General features: G+C 68.4%; 21 protein-coding genes. 4 read left to right on the top strand and 17 right to left on the bottom strand.

Going from position 1 to position 18,686, the window contains the following annotated elements; all coding sequences use genetic code 11:
• Positions 1-86: 86 nt before the first annotated feature.
• The 11 genes from rpsQ to rpsJ are packed head-to-tail and all read right to left on the bottom strand — an operon-like array spanning position 87 to position 5,361.
• Positions 87-371, bottom strand: a complete 285-nt coding sequence (gene rpsQ, locus OG953_RS17660; RefSeq protein WP_030977953.1) for a 30S ribosomal protein S17 — start codon at positions 369-371, stop codon at positions 87-89.
• Positions 371-595, bottom strand: coding sequence for a 50S ribosomal protein L29 (gene rpmC / locus OG953_RS17665; RefSeq protein WP_015035581.1), 225 nt, complete (start codon positions 593-595; stop codon positions 371-373). The genes rpsQ and rpmC overlap by 1 nt, the downstream gene beginning before the upstream one ends.
• Complete coding sequence (rplP, locus tag OG953_RS17670) at positions 595-1,014, bottom strand: 50S ribosomal protein L16 (RefSeq protein ID WP_014047785.1); 420 nt, start codon at positions 1,012-1,014, stop codon at positions 595-597. Before rplP ends, rpmC begins: the two co-directional genes overlap by 1 nt.
• A 5-nt stretch (positions 1,015-1,019) precedes the next feature.
• Positions 1,020-1,856: a 30S ribosomal protein S3 gene (rpsC, locus tag OG953_RS17675; RefSeq protein ID WP_327369311.1), complete on the bottom strand. Its 837-nt coding sequence runs from the start codon at positions 1,854-1,856 to the stop codon at positions 1,020-1,022.
• A complete protein-coding gene (gene rplV, locus OG953_RS17680) occupies positions 1,856-2,203 on the bottom strand; it encodes a 50S ribosomal protein L22 (protein WP_004571827.1) in 348 nt (115 codons plus the stop codon). The genes rpsC and rplV overlap by 1 nt, the downstream gene beginning before the upstream one ends.
• Positions 2,204-2,246: 43 nt before the next feature.
• Positions 2,247-2,528, bottom strand: a complete 282-nt coding sequence (rpsS, locus tag OG953_RS17685) for a 30S ribosomal protein S19 (protein ID WP_003966956.1) — start codon at positions 2,526-2,528, stop codon at positions 2,247-2,249.
• Between the two features lie 12 nt (positions 2,529-2,540).
• Entirely contained in the window at positions 2,541-3,377 is an 837-nt protein-coding gene (rplB, locus tag OG953_RS17690; protein ID WP_388661147.1) for a 50S ribosomal protein L2, read from the bottom strand.
• A gap of 39 nt (positions 3,378-3,416) precedes the next feature.
• On the bottom strand, positions 3,417-3,740 hold the full coding sequence (rplW, locus tag OG953_RS17695; RefSeq protein ID WP_014154589.1) for a 50S ribosomal protein L23: 324 nt from the start codon (positions 3,738-3,740) through the stop codon (positions 3,417-3,419).
• Positions 3,740-4,390, bottom strand: coding sequence for a 50S ribosomal protein L4 (rplD, locus tag OG953_RS17700; protein WP_093897249.1), 651 nt, complete (start codon positions 4,388-4,390; stop codon positions 3,740-3,742). The genes rplW and rplD overlap by 1 nt, the downstream gene beginning before the upstream one ends.
• Positions 4,391-4,394: 4 nt before the next feature.
• Positions 4,395-5,039 carry a 50S ribosomal protein L3 gene (gene rplC / locus OG953_RS17705; protein ID WP_093897290.1) on the bottom strand — a complete coding sequence of 215 codons (645 nt, stop codon included), beginning with the start codon at positions 5,037-5,039 and terminating at the stop codon, positions 4,395-4,397.
• Between the two features lie 13 nt (positions 5,040-5,052).
• A complete protein-coding gene (rpsJ, locus tag OG953_RS17710; protein WP_003948644.1) occupies positions 5,053-5,361 on the bottom strand; it encodes a 30S ribosomal protein S10 in 309 nt (102 codons plus the stop codon).
• Positions 5,362-5,870: 509 nt separating this feature from the next.
• Between rpsJ and OG953_RS17715 the strand changes: the two genes are divergently transcribed.
• The 4 genes from OG953_RS17715 to OG953_RS17730 all read left to right on the top strand — a co-directional run bounded on the left by OG953_RS17715 (position 5,871) and on the right by OG953_RS17730 (position 12,533).
• Entirely contained in the window at positions 5,871-7,541 is a 1,671-nt protein-coding gene (locus tag OG953_RS17715) for an RNA ligase family protein (protein WP_405685307.1), read from the top strand.
• Positions 7,542-9,755, top strand: coding sequence for a poly(A) polymerase (locus tag OG953_RS17720; protein ID WP_405685309.1), 2,214 nt, complete (start codon positions 7,542-7,544; stop codon positions 9,753-9,755). It abuts the gene before it with no gap.
• Between the two features lie 100 nt (positions 9,756-9,855).
• On the top strand, positions 9,856-10,251 hold the full coding sequence (locus OG953_RS17725; RefSeq protein WP_405691891.1) for a GNAT family N-acetyltransferase: 396 nt from the start codon (positions 9,856-9,858) through the stop codon (positions 10,249-10,251).
• 251 nt (positions 10,252-10,502) lie between these two features.
• A complete protein-coding gene (locus OG953_RS17730) occupies positions 10,503-12,533 on the top strand; it encodes a PIG-L family deacetylase (protein WP_405691893.1) in 2,031 nt (676 codons plus the stop codon).
• Positions 12,534-12,637: 104 nt separating this feature from the next.
• Here the strand turns inward: OG953_RS17730 and tuf are convergent, their stop codons facing one another.
• From tuf to OG953_RS17760, 6 genes are all read right to left on the bottom strand, one after another.
• Positions 12,638-13,831, bottom strand: a complete 1,194-nt coding sequence (gene tuf, locus OG953_RS17735; RefSeq protein WP_266358734.1) for an elongation factor Tu — start codon at positions 13,829-13,831, stop codon at positions 12,638-12,640.
• Between the two features lie 160 nt (positions 13,832-13,991).
• A complete protein-coding gene (gene fusA / locus OG953_RS17740; protein WP_405685310.1) occupies positions 13,992-16,121 on the bottom strand; it encodes an elongation factor G in 2,130 nt (709 codons plus the stop codon).
• Positions 16,122-16,159: 38 nt separating this feature from the next.
• Positions 16,160-16,630: a 30S ribosomal protein S7 gene (rpsG, locus tag OG953_RS17745; RefSeq protein ID WP_093897234.1), complete on the bottom strand. Its 471-nt coding sequence runs from the start codon at positions 16,628-16,630 to the stop codon at positions 16,160-16,162.
• 2 nt (positions 16,631-16,632) lie between these two features.
• The gene (rpsL, locus tag OG953_RS17750) at positions 16,633-17,004 is read right to left on the bottom strand and encodes a 30S ribosomal protein S12 (RefSeq protein WP_003948652.1); all 372 of its coding nucleotides are present in this window, start codon (positions 17,002-17,004) and stop codon (positions 16,633-16,635) included.
• Positions 17,005-17,318: 314 nt separating this feature from the next.
• The gene (locus OG953_RS17755) at positions 17,319-17,759 is read right to left on the bottom strand and encodes a hypothetical protein (protein WP_405685312.1); all 441 of its coding nucleotides are present in this window, start codon (positions 17,757-17,759) and stop codon (positions 17,319-17,321) included.
• Between the two features lie 11 nt (positions 17,760-17,770).
• Positions 17,771-18,430, bottom strand: a complete 660-nt coding sequence (locus OG953_RS17760; protein WP_405685313.1) for a hypothetical protein — start codon at positions 18,428-18,430, stop codon at positions 17,771-17,773.
• Between the last annotated feature and the right edge of the window lie 256 nt (positions 18,431-18,686).

Here is an 18,686-nt window from a genome sequence, read left to right on the forward strand (position 1 = left end):
CGGTTCCCGGCGGGGGCCACTCCGTTAGCGGAGCGGACCCCCACCGAGCCTGGCGGAACTTGCCTGAGGGGAATGCCCCTCAGGAATTACTTGGCCTTCTCGAGGATCTCGACGACGCGCCACCGCTTCGTGGCGGACAGCGGCCGGGTCTCCATCAGGAGGACGCGGTCGCCGACGCCTGCGGCGTTCTGCTCGTCGTGCGCCTTGAGCTTGTTCGTACGGCGGATGACCTTGCCGTACAGCGCGTGCTTGACACGGTCCTCGACAGCGACGACGACGGTCTTGTCCATCTTGTCGCTGACGACCAGGCCCTCACGGGTCTTGCGGAAACCGCGGTCGGTGTTCGTCTCAGTCACAGTCTTCTCGCTCATCAGGCGCTCTCCACCGTCTCGATGCCCAGCTCGCGCTCGCGCATCAGGGTGTAGATCCGGGCGATGTCCTTACGGACGGACTTGAGCCGGCCGTGGTTCTCGAGCTGCCCGGTCGCCGCCTGGAAGCGGAGGTTGAACAGCTCTTCCTTGGCCTCGCGGAGCTTGTTGAGGAGCTCCTCGTTGCCCAGCTCGCGCAGCTCGGACGCCTTGGTACCGGCCGACATCACGACTCACCTGCCTCGCGCCGAACGATCCGGCACTTCATCGGAAGCTTGTGAGCAGCGCGGGTAAGCGCCTCACGAGCAATCTTCTCGTTCGGGTAGGACAGCTCGAACATCACCCGACCCGGCTTGACGTTCGCGATCCACCACTCGGGAGAACCCTTACCGGAACCCATGCGGGTCTCGGCAGGCTTCTTCGTCAGGGGACGGTCCGGGTAGATGTTGATCCAGACCTTGCCGCCACGCTTGATGTGGCGGGTCATCGCGATACGAGCTGCCTCGATCTGGCGGTTCGTCACGTACGCCGGGGTCAGCGCCTGGATGCCGTACTCGCCGAACGCAACCTGCGTGCCACCCTTGGACATACCGCTGCGCTTCGGGTGGTGCTGCTTGCGGTGCTTGACCCTACGGGGGATCAGCATTTCGGTCAGGCCTCCGTTCCGGTGCTCTCAGCCGGAGCAGCGGCGGCGGGAGCCTCGGCCTTGGGGGCCTCGGCTGCCGACGCGGACTGCTGCGGCTTGCGACCGCGACCGCCACGCTCGCCACCGCGGCCACCGCGGCCGGCCGGGCGGTCAGCGCCGCCACGGGCCGGGCGGTTGCCAGCGCGGGCAGCAGCGTTCTCGGCGCGGACCTCGGCGATGTTCTTGACGTCGCCCTTGTAGATCCAGACCTTCACACCGATGCGGCCGAAGGTCGTCTTGGCCTCGAAGAAGCCGTAGTCGACGTTCGCGCGGAGCGTGTGCAGGGGCACACGGCCCTCGCGGTAGAACTCCGAGCGGGACATCTCGGCGCCGCCGAGGCGACCACCGCACTGGATCTTGATGCCCTTGGCGCCGGCCTTCATCGAGCTCTGCATGCTCTTGCGCATGGCACGACGGAAGGAGACGCGGGAGGAGAGCTGCTCGGCGACGGCCTGGGCCACCAGCTGAGCGTCCACCTCGGGGTTCTTGACCTCGAGGATGTTCAGCTGGACCTGCTTGCCGGTCAGCTTCTCCAGCTCGCCACGGATGCGGTCGGCCTCGGCGCCACGGCGACCGATGACGATGCCCGGGCGGGCGGTGTGGATGTCAACGCGGACGCGGTCGCGGGTGCGCTCGATCTCGACCTTCGAGATGCCGGCCCGCTCCATGCCCTTCGTCATCATGCGACGAATGGCGACGTCTTCCTTGACGTAGTCCTTGTACAGCTTGTCGGCGTACCAACGGGACTTGAAGTCCGTGGTAATGCCGAGCCGGAACCCGTGCGGGTTTACCTTCTGGCCCATTACCGGGTTCCTTCCTTGCTGCTGACGACCACGGTGATGTGGCTGGTCCGCTTACGGATCCGGTAGGCACGGCCCTGAGCACGCGGACGGAACCGCTTCAGGGTCGGGCCCTCGTCCACGTACGCCTCGCTGATGACCAGCGAAGAGGCGTCGGTGTGGTCGTAGTTGTGTGCGGCGTTGGCAATGGCGCTGTCCAGCACCTTGCCAACCGGCACGCTCGCGGCCTGCGGGGCGAAACGCAGGACCGCCTGAGCCTCCGTGGCGTCCATGCCACGGATGAGGTCCACCACGCGGCGGGCCTTCATGGGCGTGACGCGGATGTACCGCGCCTGGGCCCTGGCTTCCATGGTTGTCCCTTCGGTGTAAGTCATAGTCGTTTCCACCCCGCGGTTAGCGGCGCTTCGACTTCCGGTCGTCCTTGACGTGGCCGCGGAAGGTGCGAGTCGGCGAGAACTCGCCGAGCTTGTGGCCGACCATCGACTCGGTGACGAACACCGGGACGTGGATCTTGCCGTTGTGCACCGCGATGGTGTGACCCAGCATGGCCGGGACGATCATCGAGCGACGGGACCAGGTCTTGATGACGTTCTTGGTGCCTGCCTCGTTCTGTACGTCCACCTTCTTGATGAGGTGGCCGTCGACGAAGGGCCCCTTCTTGAGACTGCGCGGCATCTAAACCCGCTCCTAGCGCTTCTTGTTCGTCTTGCGGCGGCGGACGATGTACTTGCTCGATGCCTTCTTCGGCGAGCGAGTACGACCCTCCTTCTGACCCCACGGCGAGACCGGGTGGCGACCACCGGAGGTCTTGCCCTCACCACCACCGTGCGGGTGGTCAACCGGGTTCATCGCAACACCGCGGACGGTCGGGCGGACGCCCTTCCAGCGCATGCGGCCGGCCTTGCCCCAGTTGATGTTCGACTGCTCGGCGTTGCCGACCTCGCCGATGGTGGCGCGGCAGCGGGCGTCGACCAGGCGGATCTCACCCGACGGCATACGAAGGTGGGCCATGGTGCCCTCCTTCGCCAGCAGCTGCACGGAGGCACCCGCGGAACGGGCGAACTTCGCGCCGCCGCCGGGCCGCAGCTCGATGGCGTGGATGGTCGTACCGACCGGGATGTTGCGCAGCGCCAGGTTGTTGCCGGGCTTGATGTCGGCGGCCGGGCCGTTCTCGACACGGTCGCCCTGCGCCAGGCCACGCGGCGCGATGATGTAGCGCTTCTCGCCGTCTGCGTAGTGCAGGAGCGCGATGCGCGCGGTGCGGTTCGGGTCGTACTCGATGTGCGCGACCTTGGCCGGCACGCCGTCCTTGTCGTGACGACGGAAGTCGATCACTCGGTAGGCGCGCTTGTGGCCACCGCCCTGGTGGCGAACGGTCACACGACCGGCGTTGTTACGGCCGCCCTTGCTGTGCAGGGGGCGGACCAGCGACTTCTCCGGCGTGGACCGCGTGATCTCGACAAAGTCGGCGACGCTGGAGCCACGACGGCCCGGGGTCGTCGGCTTGTACTTGCGGATACCCATTTCTCAGTCCTCGTCCGATTCCGGACGACTCGACCTCCGTCAGGAGGTCGGGCCGCCGAAGATGTCGATACGGTCGCCCTCGGCGAGGGTCACGATGGCGCGCTTGGTGTCAGCGCGCTTGCCGAAACCGGTCTTGGTGCGCTTGCGCTTACCCTGCCGGTTGATCGTGTTGACCCCGGTGACCTTGACCGAGAAGACCGCTTCCACGGCCTGCTTGATCTGGGTCTTGTTGGAGCCGGGCGCGACGATGAACGTGTACTTGTTCTCGTCGAGCAGCGCGTAGCTCTTCTCGGAAACGACCGGCTTGACGAGAACGTCGCGCGGGTCCGAGTAGGTCTTGCTGGTAACGGTCGCCTCGCTCATCAGGCGTCGCTCCCTTCGGTCTCAGCGGTCTGGGGGCCAGACACGAAGGACTCGAAGGCGGCCTGGGTGAAGACCACGTCGTCAGAGACGATCACGTCGTACGTGTTCAGCTGGCCCGGCTCCAGGATGTGCACCTGGGGCAGGTTGCGGGCGGACAGCCACGCGGCCTCGTCGGCGCGATCGACGACCAGGAGCAGGTTCTTGCGCTCCGAGATCTTGCCGAACAGCGTCTTCGCGGCCTTCGTGGAGACTGCACCGTCGACCACGCCGGTGACGACGTGGATACGCGAGTGGCGTGCCCGGTCGGAGAGGGCACCGCGCAGGGCAGCGGCCTTCATCTTCTTCGGGGTCCGCTGCGAGTAGTCACGCGGCTGCGGGCCGTGGACGACGCCACCGCCGGCGAACTGCGGCGCACGGGTCGAACCCTGGCGCGCGCGGCCGGTGCCCTTCTGGCGGTACGGCTTGCGGCCACCACCACGGACTTCGCCGCGGGTCTTGGTCTTGTGCGTGCCCTGACGGGCAGCTGCCAGCTGTGCGACAACGACCTGGTGGATCAGCGGAACGCTGGTCTTCGCGTCGAAGATCTCCGAGGGGAGCTCGACGGTACCGGCCTTGTCGCCTGCCGGCGAAAGGATGTCAATGGTGCTCATTACCTCAAGCCCCCTTGGCCGCGGTACGGACCAGGACGAGGCCGCCGTTCGGACCGGGGACTGCGCCCTTGATGAGGAGCAGACCCTTCTCCGCGTCAACCGCGTGGATGGTCAGGTTCTGGGTGGTGACACGCTCGTTGCCCATGCGACCCGCCATGCGCATGCCCTTGAAGACACGGCCGGGGGTGGCACAGCCACCGATGGAGCCGGGCATGCGGTGCACACGGTGGGCACCGTGGGACGCCTTGCCACCCTTGAAGTTGTGACGCTTCATCACACCGGCGAAGCCCTTGCCCTTGCTCTTGCCCGTGACGTCAACCTTGACGCCGGACTCGAACACCTCGGCAGTGACCTCCTGGCCCAGCGTGTACTCGCTGGCGTCAGGGGTGCGGAGCTCCACCAGGTGGCGGCGCGGGGTCACGTCGGCCTTGGCGAAGTGGCCCTTGAGGGGCTTGTTCACCTTGCGCGGGTCGATCTCGCCGAAGGCGATCTGGACCGCCTCGTAGCCGTCGCTGTCGTTGGTGCGGACCTGGGTGACGACGCAGGGCCCGGCCTTGACGACGGTCACCGGGACGACCCGGTTGTTCTCGTCCCAGACCTGGGTCATGCCGAGCTTCTCGCCCAGGACGCCCTTAATGTTCTTAGCCATCTCGCGCGTCACCTCAGAGCTTGATCTCGATGTCGACGCCCGCCGGCAGGTCGAGACGCATCAGCGAGTCAACCGTCTTCGGCGTGGGGTCGAGGATGTCGATGAGGCGCTTGTGCGTGCGCATCTCGAAGTGCTCGCGCGAGTCCTTGTACTTGTGCGGCGACTTGATGACGCAGTACACGTTCTTCTCAGTGGGCAGCGGCACCGGGCCCGCGACCGACGCACCAGTGCGGGTCACCGTCTCGACGATCTTCTTCGCCGAGGAGTCGATGACCTCGTGGTCGTAGGCCTTGAGCCGGATGCGGATCTTCTGTCCCGCCATGGCTACTAGTAGTCCTGTCTCTCGTAACGCTCTGGAACCCGGGGGTTCTAAAGACTCCGTCTCCGACCCACGCGGTCGGGCGTGTCGCATCCCCTCTACGCAGATCTCCCGAAGGATTTCCCAACCAAGGGGGTGCGGGCCCGAGGACCGCGAGACCGGGGGCGGAACACCCACCGGGTGCCTGGCCGGTGCCCCACTGACGCTTCCCGGAAGATTCCCGTACGTCCGACCCGCAGGGGGTCGACGAGTACTGTGGGACTCGCTTCCGGTCCTCCCGGCGGGAGGCGCGCAGCATTGACACTCAACCGAGCAACCTGGTCAGTGTGCCATACGGGGCGTGAGCCTGGCCAATCGGGCGGAGGATCTTACCCCGCGCGGTCGCTCGATCAAACGCGGGCGCGCAGCGGGAGCAGTGCCGGGCGCCGCTCATCGTAATTCGGTCGAGCGCCGTACGGCCCCGCCCCTACAGTGACCGGCCGGGCACGCCGTCGTCATCAGGGGCATCGATCATGCGTACGCACTATCCGCGCACCGCTCACCTGCCCTGGTCACCGGGGGCCACCTCGGACGACGTACGGATCGCGGACCTCTCCGGGCTGACCGGTCGCGAGGTCGTCGTCACCGAGAAGCTGGACGGCGAGAACACCACGCTCTACGCCGACGGGCTCCACGCCCGTTCGCTCGATTCCGCCCATCACCCCTCGCGAGGGTGGGTGAAGGCGCTGCAGGGCCGGATCGGGGCCCGTATACCCGAGGGGTGGCGGGTGTGCGGGGAGAACATGTTCGCGCGCCATTCGATCGCGTACGACGGCCTGGAGAGCTTCTTCTACGGCTTCTCCGTCTGGGACGGGGAGCACTGCCTGGACTGGGACCGGACCGTGGCGTTCCTGCGGGACCTGGGGATACCGGTGCCGCCGGTGCTGTGGCGCGGAGTGTTCGACGCCCGCGCCGAGAAGGCGCTTCGGGCGCTGAAGCTCGACACCGGACGGCAGGAGGGTTACGTCGTGCGGCCCGCGGACGGTTTCGGCGCGGCGGACTTCGGGCGCCGGGTGGCGAAGTGGGTGCGGCCCGGACACGTACGGACCGATACGCACTGGATGCACGCCTCCGTCGTGGAGAACGGGCTCGGCCCGGCCGCCGCCCTGTGGGCCGTACGGTCGGGGGCGCCGGTCGACGCGGCGGCACTGGCCGACGCGGCAGGCACGGCACCGGGGGATGCCGGGGCTGCCGTCGCGATGGGCGATTTGCTCGACGCGTCGGGCCGGACGGGCGACGACCGGCTGACCGGCGTGCTGGCCGCGCTGCTGCACCGCGGACGGCGTGCGGAGCTGGCGCCCGCGCTGGCGGGGGCGCTGGGGATGCCATCGGCCCGGCGCATCGCGGATCTCGTCGGACTGCACCCCGCACTGCACCGCCCGTACCCGGACGAGGAGCGCAGGACCGGCCTGGTCCGGATGTCGTTCGCCACCGATCTGCCACTGCTGCACGCGCTGGCCGCGGCCGTGGCGGACACCGACGGGGCGCGCGAACAGGTGGAGTGGTCGGCGCTGCACGCGGAGGACGTACGGGAACCGGCCGGGCTGCGCGAGGCATTCACGGATCTGGCGCCGGCGGCAGCCGACCGCTGCCGGGCGCAGGCACGTGAGGCATACGCCCTGGGCCGGGTCACCACCGCCGAGGAGGCCGTCGCCGCGACTTGGCGGTGGCGGACCGGGGACTTCCCGCGCCTGGTCCATCTGGTCGGCCCCTCCGGCAGTGGCAAGAGCACCTTCGCGCGCGCTCTGCCCGGTGTCGACACGTATCTCTCGCTCGACGATCTGCGGCTGGCCCGGGGATCGCGCGCCGATCAGAAGGCCAACGGGGAGGTGCTGCGCGAGGGGCTCGACCGGCTGGACACCGCGCTCGCCGCAGGTGGCACGGTCGTCTGGGACGCCACCTCGCTCAACGCGCACCAGCGCTCCCTGGTGCATGCGGTCGCCCGGCGCAGGGACGCGCTGCTCACCCACGCCGTGGCCCTGGTCGACAAGGCGGAACTGATCCGGCGCAACGAACGCCGCACCCACCCGGTGCCCCCTCAGGTGCTGACTTCGCAGCTGCACCGGCTCGTACCCCCGTACCCCGGCCAGGCGCACCGCACCTGGTACATCGGCGCGAGCGGAACCGTGGAGGACAGGGCATAAATGCGTACCAGCGAGGAGATCTACCACCGGGTCCGCTGGGACGCCCGGTTCGACCCGGCGCGCTTCGTGATGGGCGTGGCACAGCGCGGGACCGTGCCCAAGCGGGTGCCGCTGCCCCGGTTCACGCCCGGCGGGGACATTCCCTGGCACCGGGTGCTGTTCTTCGAGGCCGACGGTGAGGTGGTGTGGGACCGTTCCTCGGGCGTGGACCGGATCGACGCGACGGACGCCGGACGGGCGCGCACCTCGCGCCGGCTGCCGTCCCCGTACTTCACCTCCCGTACGCCGCACGCGTACTCCGTACCGGAGGCCGCCTGGACACCCGTGCCCGAGCACGCACCGGCGCCCGCGCAATCCGCTTCCCTGACACTGCTGACCTGGAACACCCTCTGGGACCGCTACGACAGCGACCGCATCGACACCGCCCGGCGCCGGCCACTGCTCCTCGACGCCCTGCGCGCGGCGGACGCGGATGTCATCGCTCTCCAGGAGGCCGAACCCGCCCTGCTCGGACTGCTGTTGGCCACGCCCTGGGTCCGCGAGAGCTACATCCTCTGGGCAGACCCGGCCGGCCGGGATGCCGCCGACTGCGGTCTGCTGCTGCTCAGCAGAGTCCCCGTGCGGGAGGCGGGCCTGCATGTCCTCGGCCCGCACAAGGCGGTCGCCGCCGTGGTCGTGGAGACCGCGGAAGGACCGGTCACGGTCGCCGTCACCCATCTCAGCAGCGACCACTCGGCGAACGGCCCCGCCCGGCGCGATGCCGAACTGGCCGATCTGGCAGCGGGGTTGGCCGCGATCGAGGGCGATGTGATGCTGCTCGGCGACTTCAACGACGGCGGCGACACTCCGCAGGACCGGCTGGGGATGGCGGACGCCTGGAGCCGGGTGCACGGCGCGGGCGACCGGACGCCGACCTTCGATCCGTCCGTCAATCCGCTGGCCGCTGTCTCCTCCCTGACGGGGCGTGCGTCCCGGCTGGACCGGGTGCTGGTCCGCTCGGAGCGGCTGCGGCCCGTGTCGGCGGCGCTGCTGGGCGACGTACCGACGCCGGATGGGCTGTACGTGTCGGACCACTTCGGGGTACGGGTGGAGCTGACCGGGGCGGCGGAGGACGGATCGGAAGCCGACGCGGCGGAAATCGTCCGCCGGGTGGCCGCCGCCCTGCCCGGGGGCCGCGTCCATCCGGTCGGTTCGCGGCGGATCGGCTGTGCGCTGCCCGGCGCCGATGTGGATCTGGTCGCAGCGCTGCCCGGTGACGGGGATCTCCCGGGGATACGGGATCGGCTGACCGCTGCCCTGCCGGAGGCCGTCGATCTTCGTGAGGTGACCGGTGCGCGCGTACCCGGTCTGCGTTTCTGCCTCGACGGGCTCCGGGTGGACCTGGTGACCGTCGCGACCGGTGACCTCTCCCCGGACCTGGCGGTCGCCCGCCGTACCGAACTGGGCGAGGCGGCGGCCACGGCGCTCAGCGCGGTGAGCGACGCGGACGCGGTGCTCGCGGCGGCGGACCCGCACCGGGCCGCGTTCACCCGCCTCGCGCGCGAGGTGAAGGCCTGGGCCCGGGCACGCGGCCTGGACTCCGCACCGTGCGGCCACCTGCCCGGCCTCGCCTGGTCCGTACTGGCGGCCCGTACCGCCCACGAGGCCGGTGATCTGCCGCCGCTCCCCCTGCTCCGGCACTTCTTCGCGACCTGGGCCGCGTGGGACTGGAACCGGCCGGTCGGCTCCGGGGAGGCGGGCGAACTCCCCCTCACCGTGCTGACTCCGACCGCCCCCGTCCGCTCCTGCACCTCGCAGGTCTCTCCCGCAGGCCGCGACCTCATCACCGAGGAACTCTTCCGCGCCTGGGAGATCCTGGAGTCCGCCACCGTCTCCGACCCCGTACCGCACGCCCTGCTCTGCGCCCCGCCGCCCCTGCACCTCCGTCACGCCGCCTGGGCGATCGTCTCCGTACACCCCGGCCCCGACGAGGGCCGCTTCCGGGGCCGGCTCCTGGCCCTGCTCGCCGCTCTCGCCGAAGCGGGCTCCCCGGACGCCCACGCCTGGCCCCGCCCGTTCGGCGCAGACGCGTCCCGCATCCAGTACGCCATCGGCCTGGGACGGACCCCGCCGGGCGAGGCCCGGCTCGCGGAGATCGGCGCCCGGCTGCTGCGTGGCATCCCGGAAGCGGGCCTGCGCCGGGCGGGTCGGGGCGCGGCACCGGAGCTGCGATGACGGAAGCCGGCGGCAACCCACCTGCGAGAATCCAGCCGTGAACGAGAGCACCATTGCGGCCTGGGACCTGCGCCCCGCCGAGCCGGAGGACGTCGAGGTCATGGCCGAGCTGAGAGCCACCGTCATGCGCCCCGACCTGGAGCGTCTCGGGCGCTACGACGAGCACCGCGTACGACAGCGGCTGCGGGACGTCTACGCACCGGAGCACACGTCGGTCGTCGTCGCGGACGGCGAGTTCGCGGGCTGCGTCACCCTGCGGCCGGTCGAGGACGGGCTGTGGCTGGAGAACTTCTACCTCTCCCCCACCCTCCAGGGCCGCGGCATCGGCACCGCCGTGCTGCGCTCGCTGCTCGCGCGGGCCGATGAGGAGGGCTCGACCGTGCGCCTGGACGTGCTGCAGGGCAGCGCCGCCCGCGCGCTCTACGAACGGCACGGGTTCGCCGAGGAACGGCAGGACCCGATCGACGTGTTCATGGTGCGCACTCCCGCACGCTAGGCCGTCCGGGCCCTTCGGCCCACACCCGTAAGAACCCAGGCAACCCACCCCCGGGAATCTCCGTCTATCCCCCCGCAGCAGCGGTCGGCCCCCCCGCCGCCGCCTGCACGGATTCGGTACGCAGCACAGGGCCGCACAGCCACCCGCTGCGGGGGAAGTGGACGGAGCACGGTGTGACGGATCGACCTGCGTTGCGCGCATCTCCCACAGGAGTGCCGCGGCGCACTCTGCTGACGGCGGCGGCCGGTGCGATGGGCGCGGCAGCCCTCAGCGCCTGCACCGCGCCTTCGCCGCCCCGCCGCCGCAACCCCACCGCGGACCCGACGCCCGGCCTGCCGATCAGCGCCTCGCACCCGGCCCTGATGATGCAGATCCTCGCCCACCCTGACGACGACCTGTACTTCATGAACCCGGACACGCAGCAGGCCCTCGACACGGGAACGCCGCTGGTCTGTGTCTATCTGACCGCGGGCGAGGCCAACGGCATCAACCGTGTGCCCGGCCGCCCGCTGCCCGCCCCCGACAAGGCCGCGTACTCCTCCTCCCGCCATCAGGGGCTCCGGCAGGCGTACGCGACGCTGCTGGGCCTGGGCAGGTTCACGGACTGGCAGAAATCCGTCATCGGCCTGCACGGCAACCACCGCGCCGAGATCAACAGCCTCAGCAACGGCGGCCGCAAGGTCCAGCTGATCTTCATCAACACCGCCATGCACACCTCGTACGGGCGTCTCGGGCTGCCCAGCCTCTGGCAGGACCGCAGGCTCGTCCTGCCGACCGTCGTCGCCGACGACTCCCCGTTGACGCGGGCGGGTTCGTACACGTACGACGGGCTGATCGACGTCCTGGTCGGGCTGTTCGACCGGTTCCGGCCGAGCGCCGTGCACACCATGGACCCGGACCCCGACGTCCAGCACAGCAGCGAACTCGTCCGTCGCCGGGACAGCGAGCAGCAGGGCTACTCCGACCACCCCGACCACACCGCGACCGCGCTGTTCACCTGGACGGCGCTGATCCGATGGGTGGCGCAGGCCACCGAGGACGGCGGTGAGGTGCCGAGCTTCGCCACCACGGCGTTCCGCGGCTACTACAACCGGCACTGGCCGAAGAATCTGCCGCCCGCCGTGCTGGCGGAGAAGGCCTCGCACCTGGTGTCGTACGGGGGTTCGATCCAATGGCGCTGCGGCAACTCCGCGGGCTGCGGGGACTACAACGTGGGCGGCAACCGGCCGCTGACCAACCGGAAGGGCTGGGTACGGTCCACCCACTACCGCTACCCGGGGCCCCGGCCCGCCGTCGCCACCGACTCGGACGGCAGGCTCGTCGCGTACGGGGTGCTGGGGCTGCGGGCGGTGCGATGGCGCGAGAGCGCGCCGGGCAGCGGGGTGTGGGACACGCCGCACGACCTCGGCGGCGGCCCGCTCGCCCCGGTCCTGGGCAGCGCGATCCTGCCGGACGGGCGGCAGTTCCTCTTCGGGCTCCGGTTCGCGGCGCTCAGCGGGCACGGGGCGGACAACGAACGCGAGATCGTCGCGCTGGAGCAGCGTTTTCCCGGCGGCGGCTTCCGTGCTTGGCAGGGACTGGGAAACCCGGTGCGGGATCACGACGGCGGGCGCCGGATCGGCGTCCCGGTCGCGATCGCCGCCCCCGACGGGCGCGTCCACCTCTTCGTACGGAACGCGGAGAAGGGCCTCAGTACGCGGGTACGGGACACGGACGGCCGGTGGAGCGGGTGGCGGGACACGGGCGGGGGCGAGGTCCAGGACGGGCTGACCACTGTGGTGGACGACGCGGGGTGTGTCCATGTCTTCGCGGCGGGCCATTACGCGGTGCATCACTGGACCCAGGACGCGCCCGGGGATGAGGTCACCGCACGCACCCAGATCAGCGGCGTACCGGTGCCGGGGGACGGCCCGGCCGCGCTGCCCGGTGCGGACGGGACCGTCGAGCTGTTCTACCGCGCGGCGGCGAAGGCCCGCCTGACGACCGTAATGACAGGGGAGACGGCTGACGAGACCGGCATCGACGGATACGGGCGGCTGATCGAGGACCGGGCGGGCTTCGACGGATACGGGCCGGTGTACGCCGCCGGGTCGCCGCACAACCCGGTGCTGCTCGGCCGCACCGCGAAGGGCTGGATCCAGCTCCGTACGTCCGAGCGGCTCTCCGTACGGAAGCGTGGGCCGGTGGCGCTGGACGGGCCCGCACTGCATGTCGGCAGGGACGGGCGGCCGACGGTGGTGGCCCTGGGGCCCGACGCCCTGCCGTGGCTCTGGCGCCCCTGAGAAGTCTCAGAACATGCCGAAGGGCCCCGGTCCACCGCTTGCGCGGCGGGCCGGGGCCCTTCTTGGTGCTCTGTGCGGAGCAACCAGGTCAGACAGTCAGGTATTTACTTGACGATCTTGGTGACCTGGCCGGCGCCCACGGTCCGGCCACCCTCACGGATGGCGAACTTCAGGCCCTCTTCCATGGCGACCGGCTGGATCAGCACGACGTTCATGACGGTGTTGTCGCCCGGCATGACCATCTCGGTGCCCTCGGGAAGGGTCACAACGCCCGTCACGTCCGTGGTACGGAAGTAGAACTGCGGGCGGTAGTTGTTGAAGAAGGGGGTGTGACGGCCACCCTCGTCCTTCGACAGGATGTAGGCCTGGGCCTCGAACTCGGTGTGCGGCGTAACCGAACCGGGCTTGATGATGACCTGGCCGCGCTCGACGTCCTCGCGCTTGATGCCACGGAGGAGCAGACCGACGTTCTCACCGGCCTGGCCCTCGTCGAGCAGCTTGCGGAACATCTCGATGCCGGTGACCGTGGTGGTGGTCTTCTCCTGCTTGATACCGACGATGTCGACGGTCTCGTTGACCTTCAGGACACCACGCTCGATACGACCGGTGACGACGGTGCCACGACCGGTGATCGTGAAGACGTCCTCGATCGGCATCAGGAACGGCTTGTCGACGTCGCGCTCGGGCTGCGGGATCGACTCGTCGACGGCCTTCATCAGGTCGAGGACGGTCTGGCCCCACTCCTTGTCGCCCTCGAGGGCCTTGAGCGCCGAGACCTTGACGACCGGAAGGTCGTCGCCCGGGAACTCGTACTCGGAGAGGAGCTCACGGACCTCGAGCTCGACGAGCTCCAGGATCTCCTCGTCGTCCACCATGTCGGCCTTGTTCAGGGCGACAACGATGTACGGAACGCCGACCTGGCGGGCCAGGAGCACGTGCTCCTTGGTCTGCGGCATCGGGCCGTCTGTGGCGGCGACCACGAGGATGGCGCCGTCCATCTGCGCCGCACCCGTGATCATGTTCTTGATGTAGTCGGCGTGACCCGGGCAGTCGACGTGCGCGTAGTGACGCGACTCCGTCTGGTACTCGACGTGCGCGATCGAGATCGTGATACCGCGCTGGCGCTCCTCGGGAGCCTTGTCGATCTGGTCGAAGGCCGAGGCCTCGTTCAGGTCCGGGTACGCGTCGTGCAGCACCTTGGTAATGGCGGCCGTGAGGGTCGTCTTACCGTGGTCGATGTGACCGATGGTGCCGATGTTGACGTGCGGCTTAGTCCGCTCGAACTTCGCCTTCGCCACTGGGTCCTCCTGTGGAGTGGTTCTGTACGCCTTGCTTCATCGGCGCCAGGTGATCTTTGCTGGAATGCCGGGGCCGGGGGCATTCACCGCATTGCTTGCGCTCTGCGACGAATGCCCCACCAGGCTCCGGTGACAAGCCTAAAGCGTGAGCTCGGGAGAGTTACTCGCCCTTGGCCTTCGCGATGATCTCCTCGGCGACGTTCCGCGGAACCTCGGCGTAGGAGTCGAACTGCATCGAGTAGCTTGCGCGACCCGAGGTCTTGCTACGGAGGTCTCCGACGTAGCCGAACATCTCCGAGAGGGGCACGAGGCCCTTCACGACGCGAGCGCCGCTGCGCTCCTCCATGGCCTGGATCTGGCCACGGCGGGAGTTGAGGTCGCCGATGACATCGCCCATGTAGTCCTCGGGCGTGGTGACCTCGACGGCCATCATCGGCTCGAGGAGCACGGGGGACGCCTTGCGGGCACCCTCCTTGAACGCCTGCGAACCGGCGATCTTGAAGGCGAGCTCGGAGGAGTCGACCTCGTGGTAACCACCGTCGAGAAGGGTGACGCGGACGCCCACCATCTCGTAACCGGCCAGGATGCCGAACTGCATGGCCTCCTGAGCACCCGCGTCCACCGAGGGGATGTACTCACGGGGGATGCGGCCACCGGTGACCTTGTTGACGAACTCGTAGGACGCGTCGCCACCCTCAAGGGGCTCAAGGGCGATCTGCACCTTCGCGAACTGGCCGGTACCACCAGTCTGCTTCTTGTGCGTGTAGTCGATGCGCTCGACGGCCTTGCGGATCGTCTCGCGGTACGCGACCTGCGGCTTGCCGACGTTCGCCTCGACGCGGAACTCGCGCTTCATGCGGTCGACGAGCACCTCGAGGTGAAGCTCACCCATACCACCGATGATGGTCTGGCCGGTCTCCTCGTCGGAGTGCACCTGGAAGGACGGGTCCTCCTCGGAGAGGCGCTGGATGGCGACACCCAGCTTCTCCTGGTCGCCCTTGGACTTGGGCTCGATGGCGACCTGAATGACCGGCGCCGGGAAGTCCATGGACTCCAGGATGACCGGGTTCTTGTCGTCACACAGCGTCTCACCGGTGGTGGTCTGCTTCAGGCCCATGACGGCGATGATGTCGCCGGCGCCCACCGACGCGATCTCCTCACGCTTGTTCGCGTGCATGCGGTAGATCTTGCCGATGCGCTCCTTCTTGCCCTTGACCGAGTTCAGCACCGCGGTGCCGGCCTCGAGGCGACCGGAGTAGATCCGGACGAAGGTGAGCTTGCCGAGGTGCGGGTCGCTCGCAATCTTGAACGCCAGGCCGGAGAACGGCTCGTCGTCCGAGGGCTTGCGCTTGATGACAACCTCGGGGTCCTTGACGTCGTGGCCCTCGATGGCCTCGACGTCCAGGGGAGAAGGCAGGTAGCGGACGACCGCGTCGAGCAGGGGCTGGACGCCCTTGTTCTTGAACGCCGTGCCACAGAACACCGGGGTGACGGTGAGGGAACCGGCGCCGCCCTTCGATGCGAGGGTGATCCGACGGATCGCCTCGTGCAGCTGGTCCTGGGTGGGCTCGACGCCCTCCAGGTACAGCTCCATCATCGCGTCGTCGTTCTCGGAGACGGCCTCAAGGAGCTTGCCGCGCCATTCCTCGGCCGCCTCCTTGAGGTTGTCCGGGATCTCGACGGTGTCGTACATCTCGCCCTTGGCGGCCTCTTCGGGGTACACGAAGGCCTTCATCGACACGAGGTCAACGACGCCTCGGAAGTCCGCCTCCGCACCGATAGGGAGCTGCATGACGATCGGGACCGCGCCAAGGCGCTGGACGATCATGTCGACACAACGGAGGAAGTCGGCACCGGTGCGGTCGAGCTTGTTGACGAAGCAGATACGCGGCACGCCGTAGCGGTCCGCCTGACGCCAGACGGTCTCGGACTGCGGCTCGACGCCCGCCACACCGTCGAACACGGTGACAGCGCCGTCGAGGACGCGGAGCGAACGCTCCACCTCGACGGTGAAGTCGACGTGACCCGGGGTGTCGATGATGTTGATGGTGTGGTCAACATCATTGAGCGGCCAGTGACAGGTCGTCGCGGCGGACGTGATCGTGATGCCGCGCTCCTGCTCCTGCTCCATCCAGTCCATCGTGGCAGCGCCGTCGTGGACTTCACCGATCTTGTACGAAACGCCGGTGTAGAACAGGATCCGCTCAGTGGTGGTCGTCTTGCCCGCGTCGATGTGGGCCATGATCCCGATGTTGCGGACCTTGGCCAGGTCAAGCGAAGTGGTGGCCATAAGGCTCAATCTTCTCTCGGTCTCGATGTGGGTAGCGACTACCAGCGGTAGTGCGCGAAGGCCTTGTTGGACTCGGCCATCTTGTGGGTGTCCTCGCGCTTCTTGACGGCAGCGCCAAGACCGTTGGAGGCGTCGAGCAGCTCGTTCATGAGGCGCTCGGTCATGGTCTTCTCGCGGCGGGCGCGGGAGTAACCCACGAGCCAGCGCAGCGCGAGGGTGGAGGCGCGACCGGGCTTGACCTCGATCGGCACCTGGTAGGTGGCGCCACCGACACGGCGGGACTTGACCTCGAGCGAGGGCTTGACGTTCTCAAGCGCGCGCTTCAGCGTGATGACCGGGTCGTTGCCGGTCTTCTCGCGGAGGCCTTCCATGGCGCCGTACACGATCCGCTCGGCAGTGGAGCGCTTGCCGTTGAGCAGGATCTTGTTGATCAGCGAGGTGACAAGAGGAGAACCGTAGACCGGGTCGATGATGACCGGGCGCTTCGGGGCGGGGCCCTTACGAGGCATTCTTACTTCTCCTTCTTGGCGCCGTAGCGGCTGCGGGCCTGCTTGCGGTTCTTGACACCCTGGGTGTCAAGGGAGCCGCGGATGATCTTGTAACGAACACCCGGCAGGTCCTTCACACGGCCACCACGCACGAGCACGATGGAGTGCTCCTGCAGGTTGTGTCCCTCACCCGGGATGTAGGCCGTGACCTCGATACCGGAGGTCAGACGCACACGCGCGACCTTACGGAGTGCCGAGTTCGGCTTCTTCGGGGTGGTCGTGAACACACGCGTGCAGACGCCGCGGCGCTGGGGCGAACCCTCGAGTGCGGGCGTCTTGTTCTTCTCGACCTTGTCCTGCCGGCCCTTCCGGACCAGCTGCTGGATCGTAGGCACTACTTCTCCGGTTTCTGTGTGCCGTTCGTGAAACTAACCTGGAACGTCACCGACCCACGCGGTCGGGTGTGTCGAATGCTGCAGGCTCCTGCCGCAAGGCAGAAGGGAGCGCAGATTGCGGTGGCCACTGACGGACTCGCCATGCGGTTGAGGACACGCACACGAGCCCAGGCACACCCCAGGCACAAGGTCTGAGCGTACCTACCTCATCGACTCCGGTCAAAACAAATGCTGTCCACGGCGACACGCCGGGGCGTTACTCCGTCCCTGCGGTGACCTCGGCCGAGCTTTCGGGTCAAGGTATTCGCCCGGGCTCAATCCCCTTGTCCGCTCTTCAGTCCGGTGCCGTTCAAATAATTCTGAATCAACAGAAGATCCTCTCGATCTTTCCGGCGATTGGATCTCTTCTTCCAGACAGCCACCTCGAGGAGCGGGCAGAACGGTATGCCCTGGATGAATTCGGCCGCTTCGATCAGCTCGTCGGGCTCCGCGGAGCCGGGGAGCCAGCGGTCGAACACTTCCAGGCAACCACCGAAGAGCAGCACCATGCGGCCGTGCCCGGATGGTGCCGGAACGGGTTCGGCCAGGCTGACTGCAGCCTTCCACGCCGCTCCCCTGGCCACGACGTCCAGGTCTCCCACAGTCTCCCTGAGCCCATGGGCCAGCATTGGTCCGCTACCCGCGACGACATAGTCACCGAGCGCCAGGTTGAGAGACAAGAGCTTCCGGAGGAATGGATGCTCGGTCAGGTCCAAAGGCCCTCCTCCTACAGGACAGGCAGCCCAACCGCGGAGCGAGCAGCCATACCCATCGCCAGGGACGCGATGACACTGGCCAGCGTACCGATGAGGAAGTATTCCGAGGCGTGCTTGCCGTGGTCGTTCGTCGGTACGCGTGCCAGTGACTTGGCCGCCAGGACCAGAGCCGCCGCTTCGGGCTGGCCGGCGGCGATGAAGGCGAAGAGAAGTCCACGCTCCAGCAACCCGATGTTCTTGCTGCCGCTCATGAAATCCAGAGCCCTGGTCTTTTCCGGCCCGTCCGGCATCGACTCGACTTCGGCGCAGACCGGGGCCGTGGCCGCCTTGGCCAGAGATCCGCCACCGAACACCGCAAGGAAAAGAGCCGACAGAAAGATCGCCACTCGGTCGCTGTGCAACAAATCACGGCCCAAGACGATTGTTGTCCCGCCTGCCGCCCACAACGACAGCAGCACGGCGACGGACAGCAAGGCCGCCCCTGTGCGTCTCGTTGCTGGCGAGGAACCCATAGTCAGGGGAAGCGTAAACGAGAAGCCGGGCGACGGCGTCGCAGCCGAGCGATATAGCAGGACCGATCCGCAGGCGAGCAGAACAGCGGCGACGATGGCCGACCAGGGTTTCGCCTGGTGCGCGTACGGAGCGATGGAGTACACGCCGTACACGGCCACGAAGGAGACAGTCAGCCACGGACGAGTCCGCTGCCAGCCCGTTCCCCACGGCACCGATAACGCCGCCGTGACTCCGAAGAAGACACGCGCTGTCTCCAAGCCCGCCCCCATGTTCCGACCGTCAAGCCCATTGGCCAAGGCCGGACTCTACCTTGGGCGGCCCCACGCGCACCGTGGCTTCACCCGAACCAGTGCACACGCCGAAGGGCGGCCACCCCGCTCGCAACGGGATGACCGCCCTCCGGTCGATCAAGCG

It is taken from the genome of Streptomyces sp. NBC_00057 (genome assembly GCF_045041165.1).
GTDB lineage: Bacteria > Actinomycetota > Actinomycetes > Streptomycetales > Streptomycetaceae > Streptomyces.

Bases quoted from the DNA above. Each gene is read 5' to 3' on its own strand.
- rpsQ (WP_030977953.1), bottom strand. From the start codon at position 371: ATGAGCGAGAAGACTGTGACTGAGACGAACACCGACCGCGGTTTCCGC.
- rplB (WP_388661147.1), bottom strand. From the start codon at position 3,377: ATGGGTATCCGCAAGTACAAGCCGACGACCCCGGGCCGTCGTGGCTCC.
- rpsJ (WP_003948644.1), bottom strand. From the start codon at position 5,361: ATGGCGGGACAGAAGATCCGCATCCGGCTCAAGGCCTACGACCACGAG.
- OG953_RS17730 (WP_405691893.1), top strand. From the start codon at position 10,503: ATGGGCGCGGCAGCCCTCAGCGCCTGCACCGCGCCTTCGCCGCCCCGC.
- rplV (WP_004571827.1), bottom strand. From the start codon at position 2,203: ATGGAAGCCAGGGCCCAGGCGCGGTACATCCGCGTCACGCCCATGAAG.
- OG953_RS17720 (WP_405685309.1), top strand. From the start codon at position 7,542: ATGCGTACCAGCGAGGAGATCTACCACCGGGTCCGCTGGGACGCCCGG.
- rpsS (WP_003966956.1), bottom strand. From the start codon at position 2,528: ATGCCGCGCAGTCTCAAGAAGGGGCCCTTCGTCGACGGCCACCTCATC.
- rplD (WP_093897249.1), bottom strand. From the start codon at position 4,390: ATGAGCACCATTGACATCCTTTCGCCGGCAGGCGACAAGGCCGGTACC.
- rplP (WP_014047785.1), bottom strand. From the start codon at position 1,014: ATGCTGATCCCCCGTAGGGTCAAGCACCGCAAGCAGCACCACCCGAAG.
- rpsG (WP_093897234.1), bottom strand. From the start codon at position 16,630: ATGCCTCGTAAGGGCCCCGCCCCGAAGCGCCCGGTCATCATCGACCCG.
- rplW (WP_014154589.1), bottom strand. From the start codon at position 3,740: ATGAGCGAGGCGACCGTTACCAGCAAGACCTACTCGGACCCGCGCGAC.
- OG953_RS17715 (WP_405685307.1), top strand. From the start codon at position 5,871: ATGCGTACGCACTATCCGCGCACCGCTCACCTGCCCTGGTCACCGGGG.
- rplC (WP_093897290.1), bottom strand. From the start codon at position 5,039: ATGGCTAAGAACATTAAGGGCGTCCTGGGCGAGAAGCTCGGCATGACC.
- OG953_RS17725 (WP_405691891.1), top strand. From the start codon at position 9,856: ATGGCCGAGCTGAGAGCCACCGTCATGCGCCCCGACCTGGAGCGTCTC.
- fusA (WP_405685310.1), bottom strand. From the start codon at position 16,121: ATGGCCACCACTTCGCTTGACCTGGCCAAGGTCCGCAACATCGGGATC.
- rpmC (WP_015035581.1), bottom strand. From the start codon at position 595: ATGTCGGCCGGTACCAAGGCGTCCGAGCTGCGCGAGCTGGGCAACGAG.
- rpsC (WP_327369311.1), bottom strand. From the start codon at position 1,856: ATGGGCCAGAAGGTAAACCCGCACGGGTTCCGGCTCGGCATTACCACG.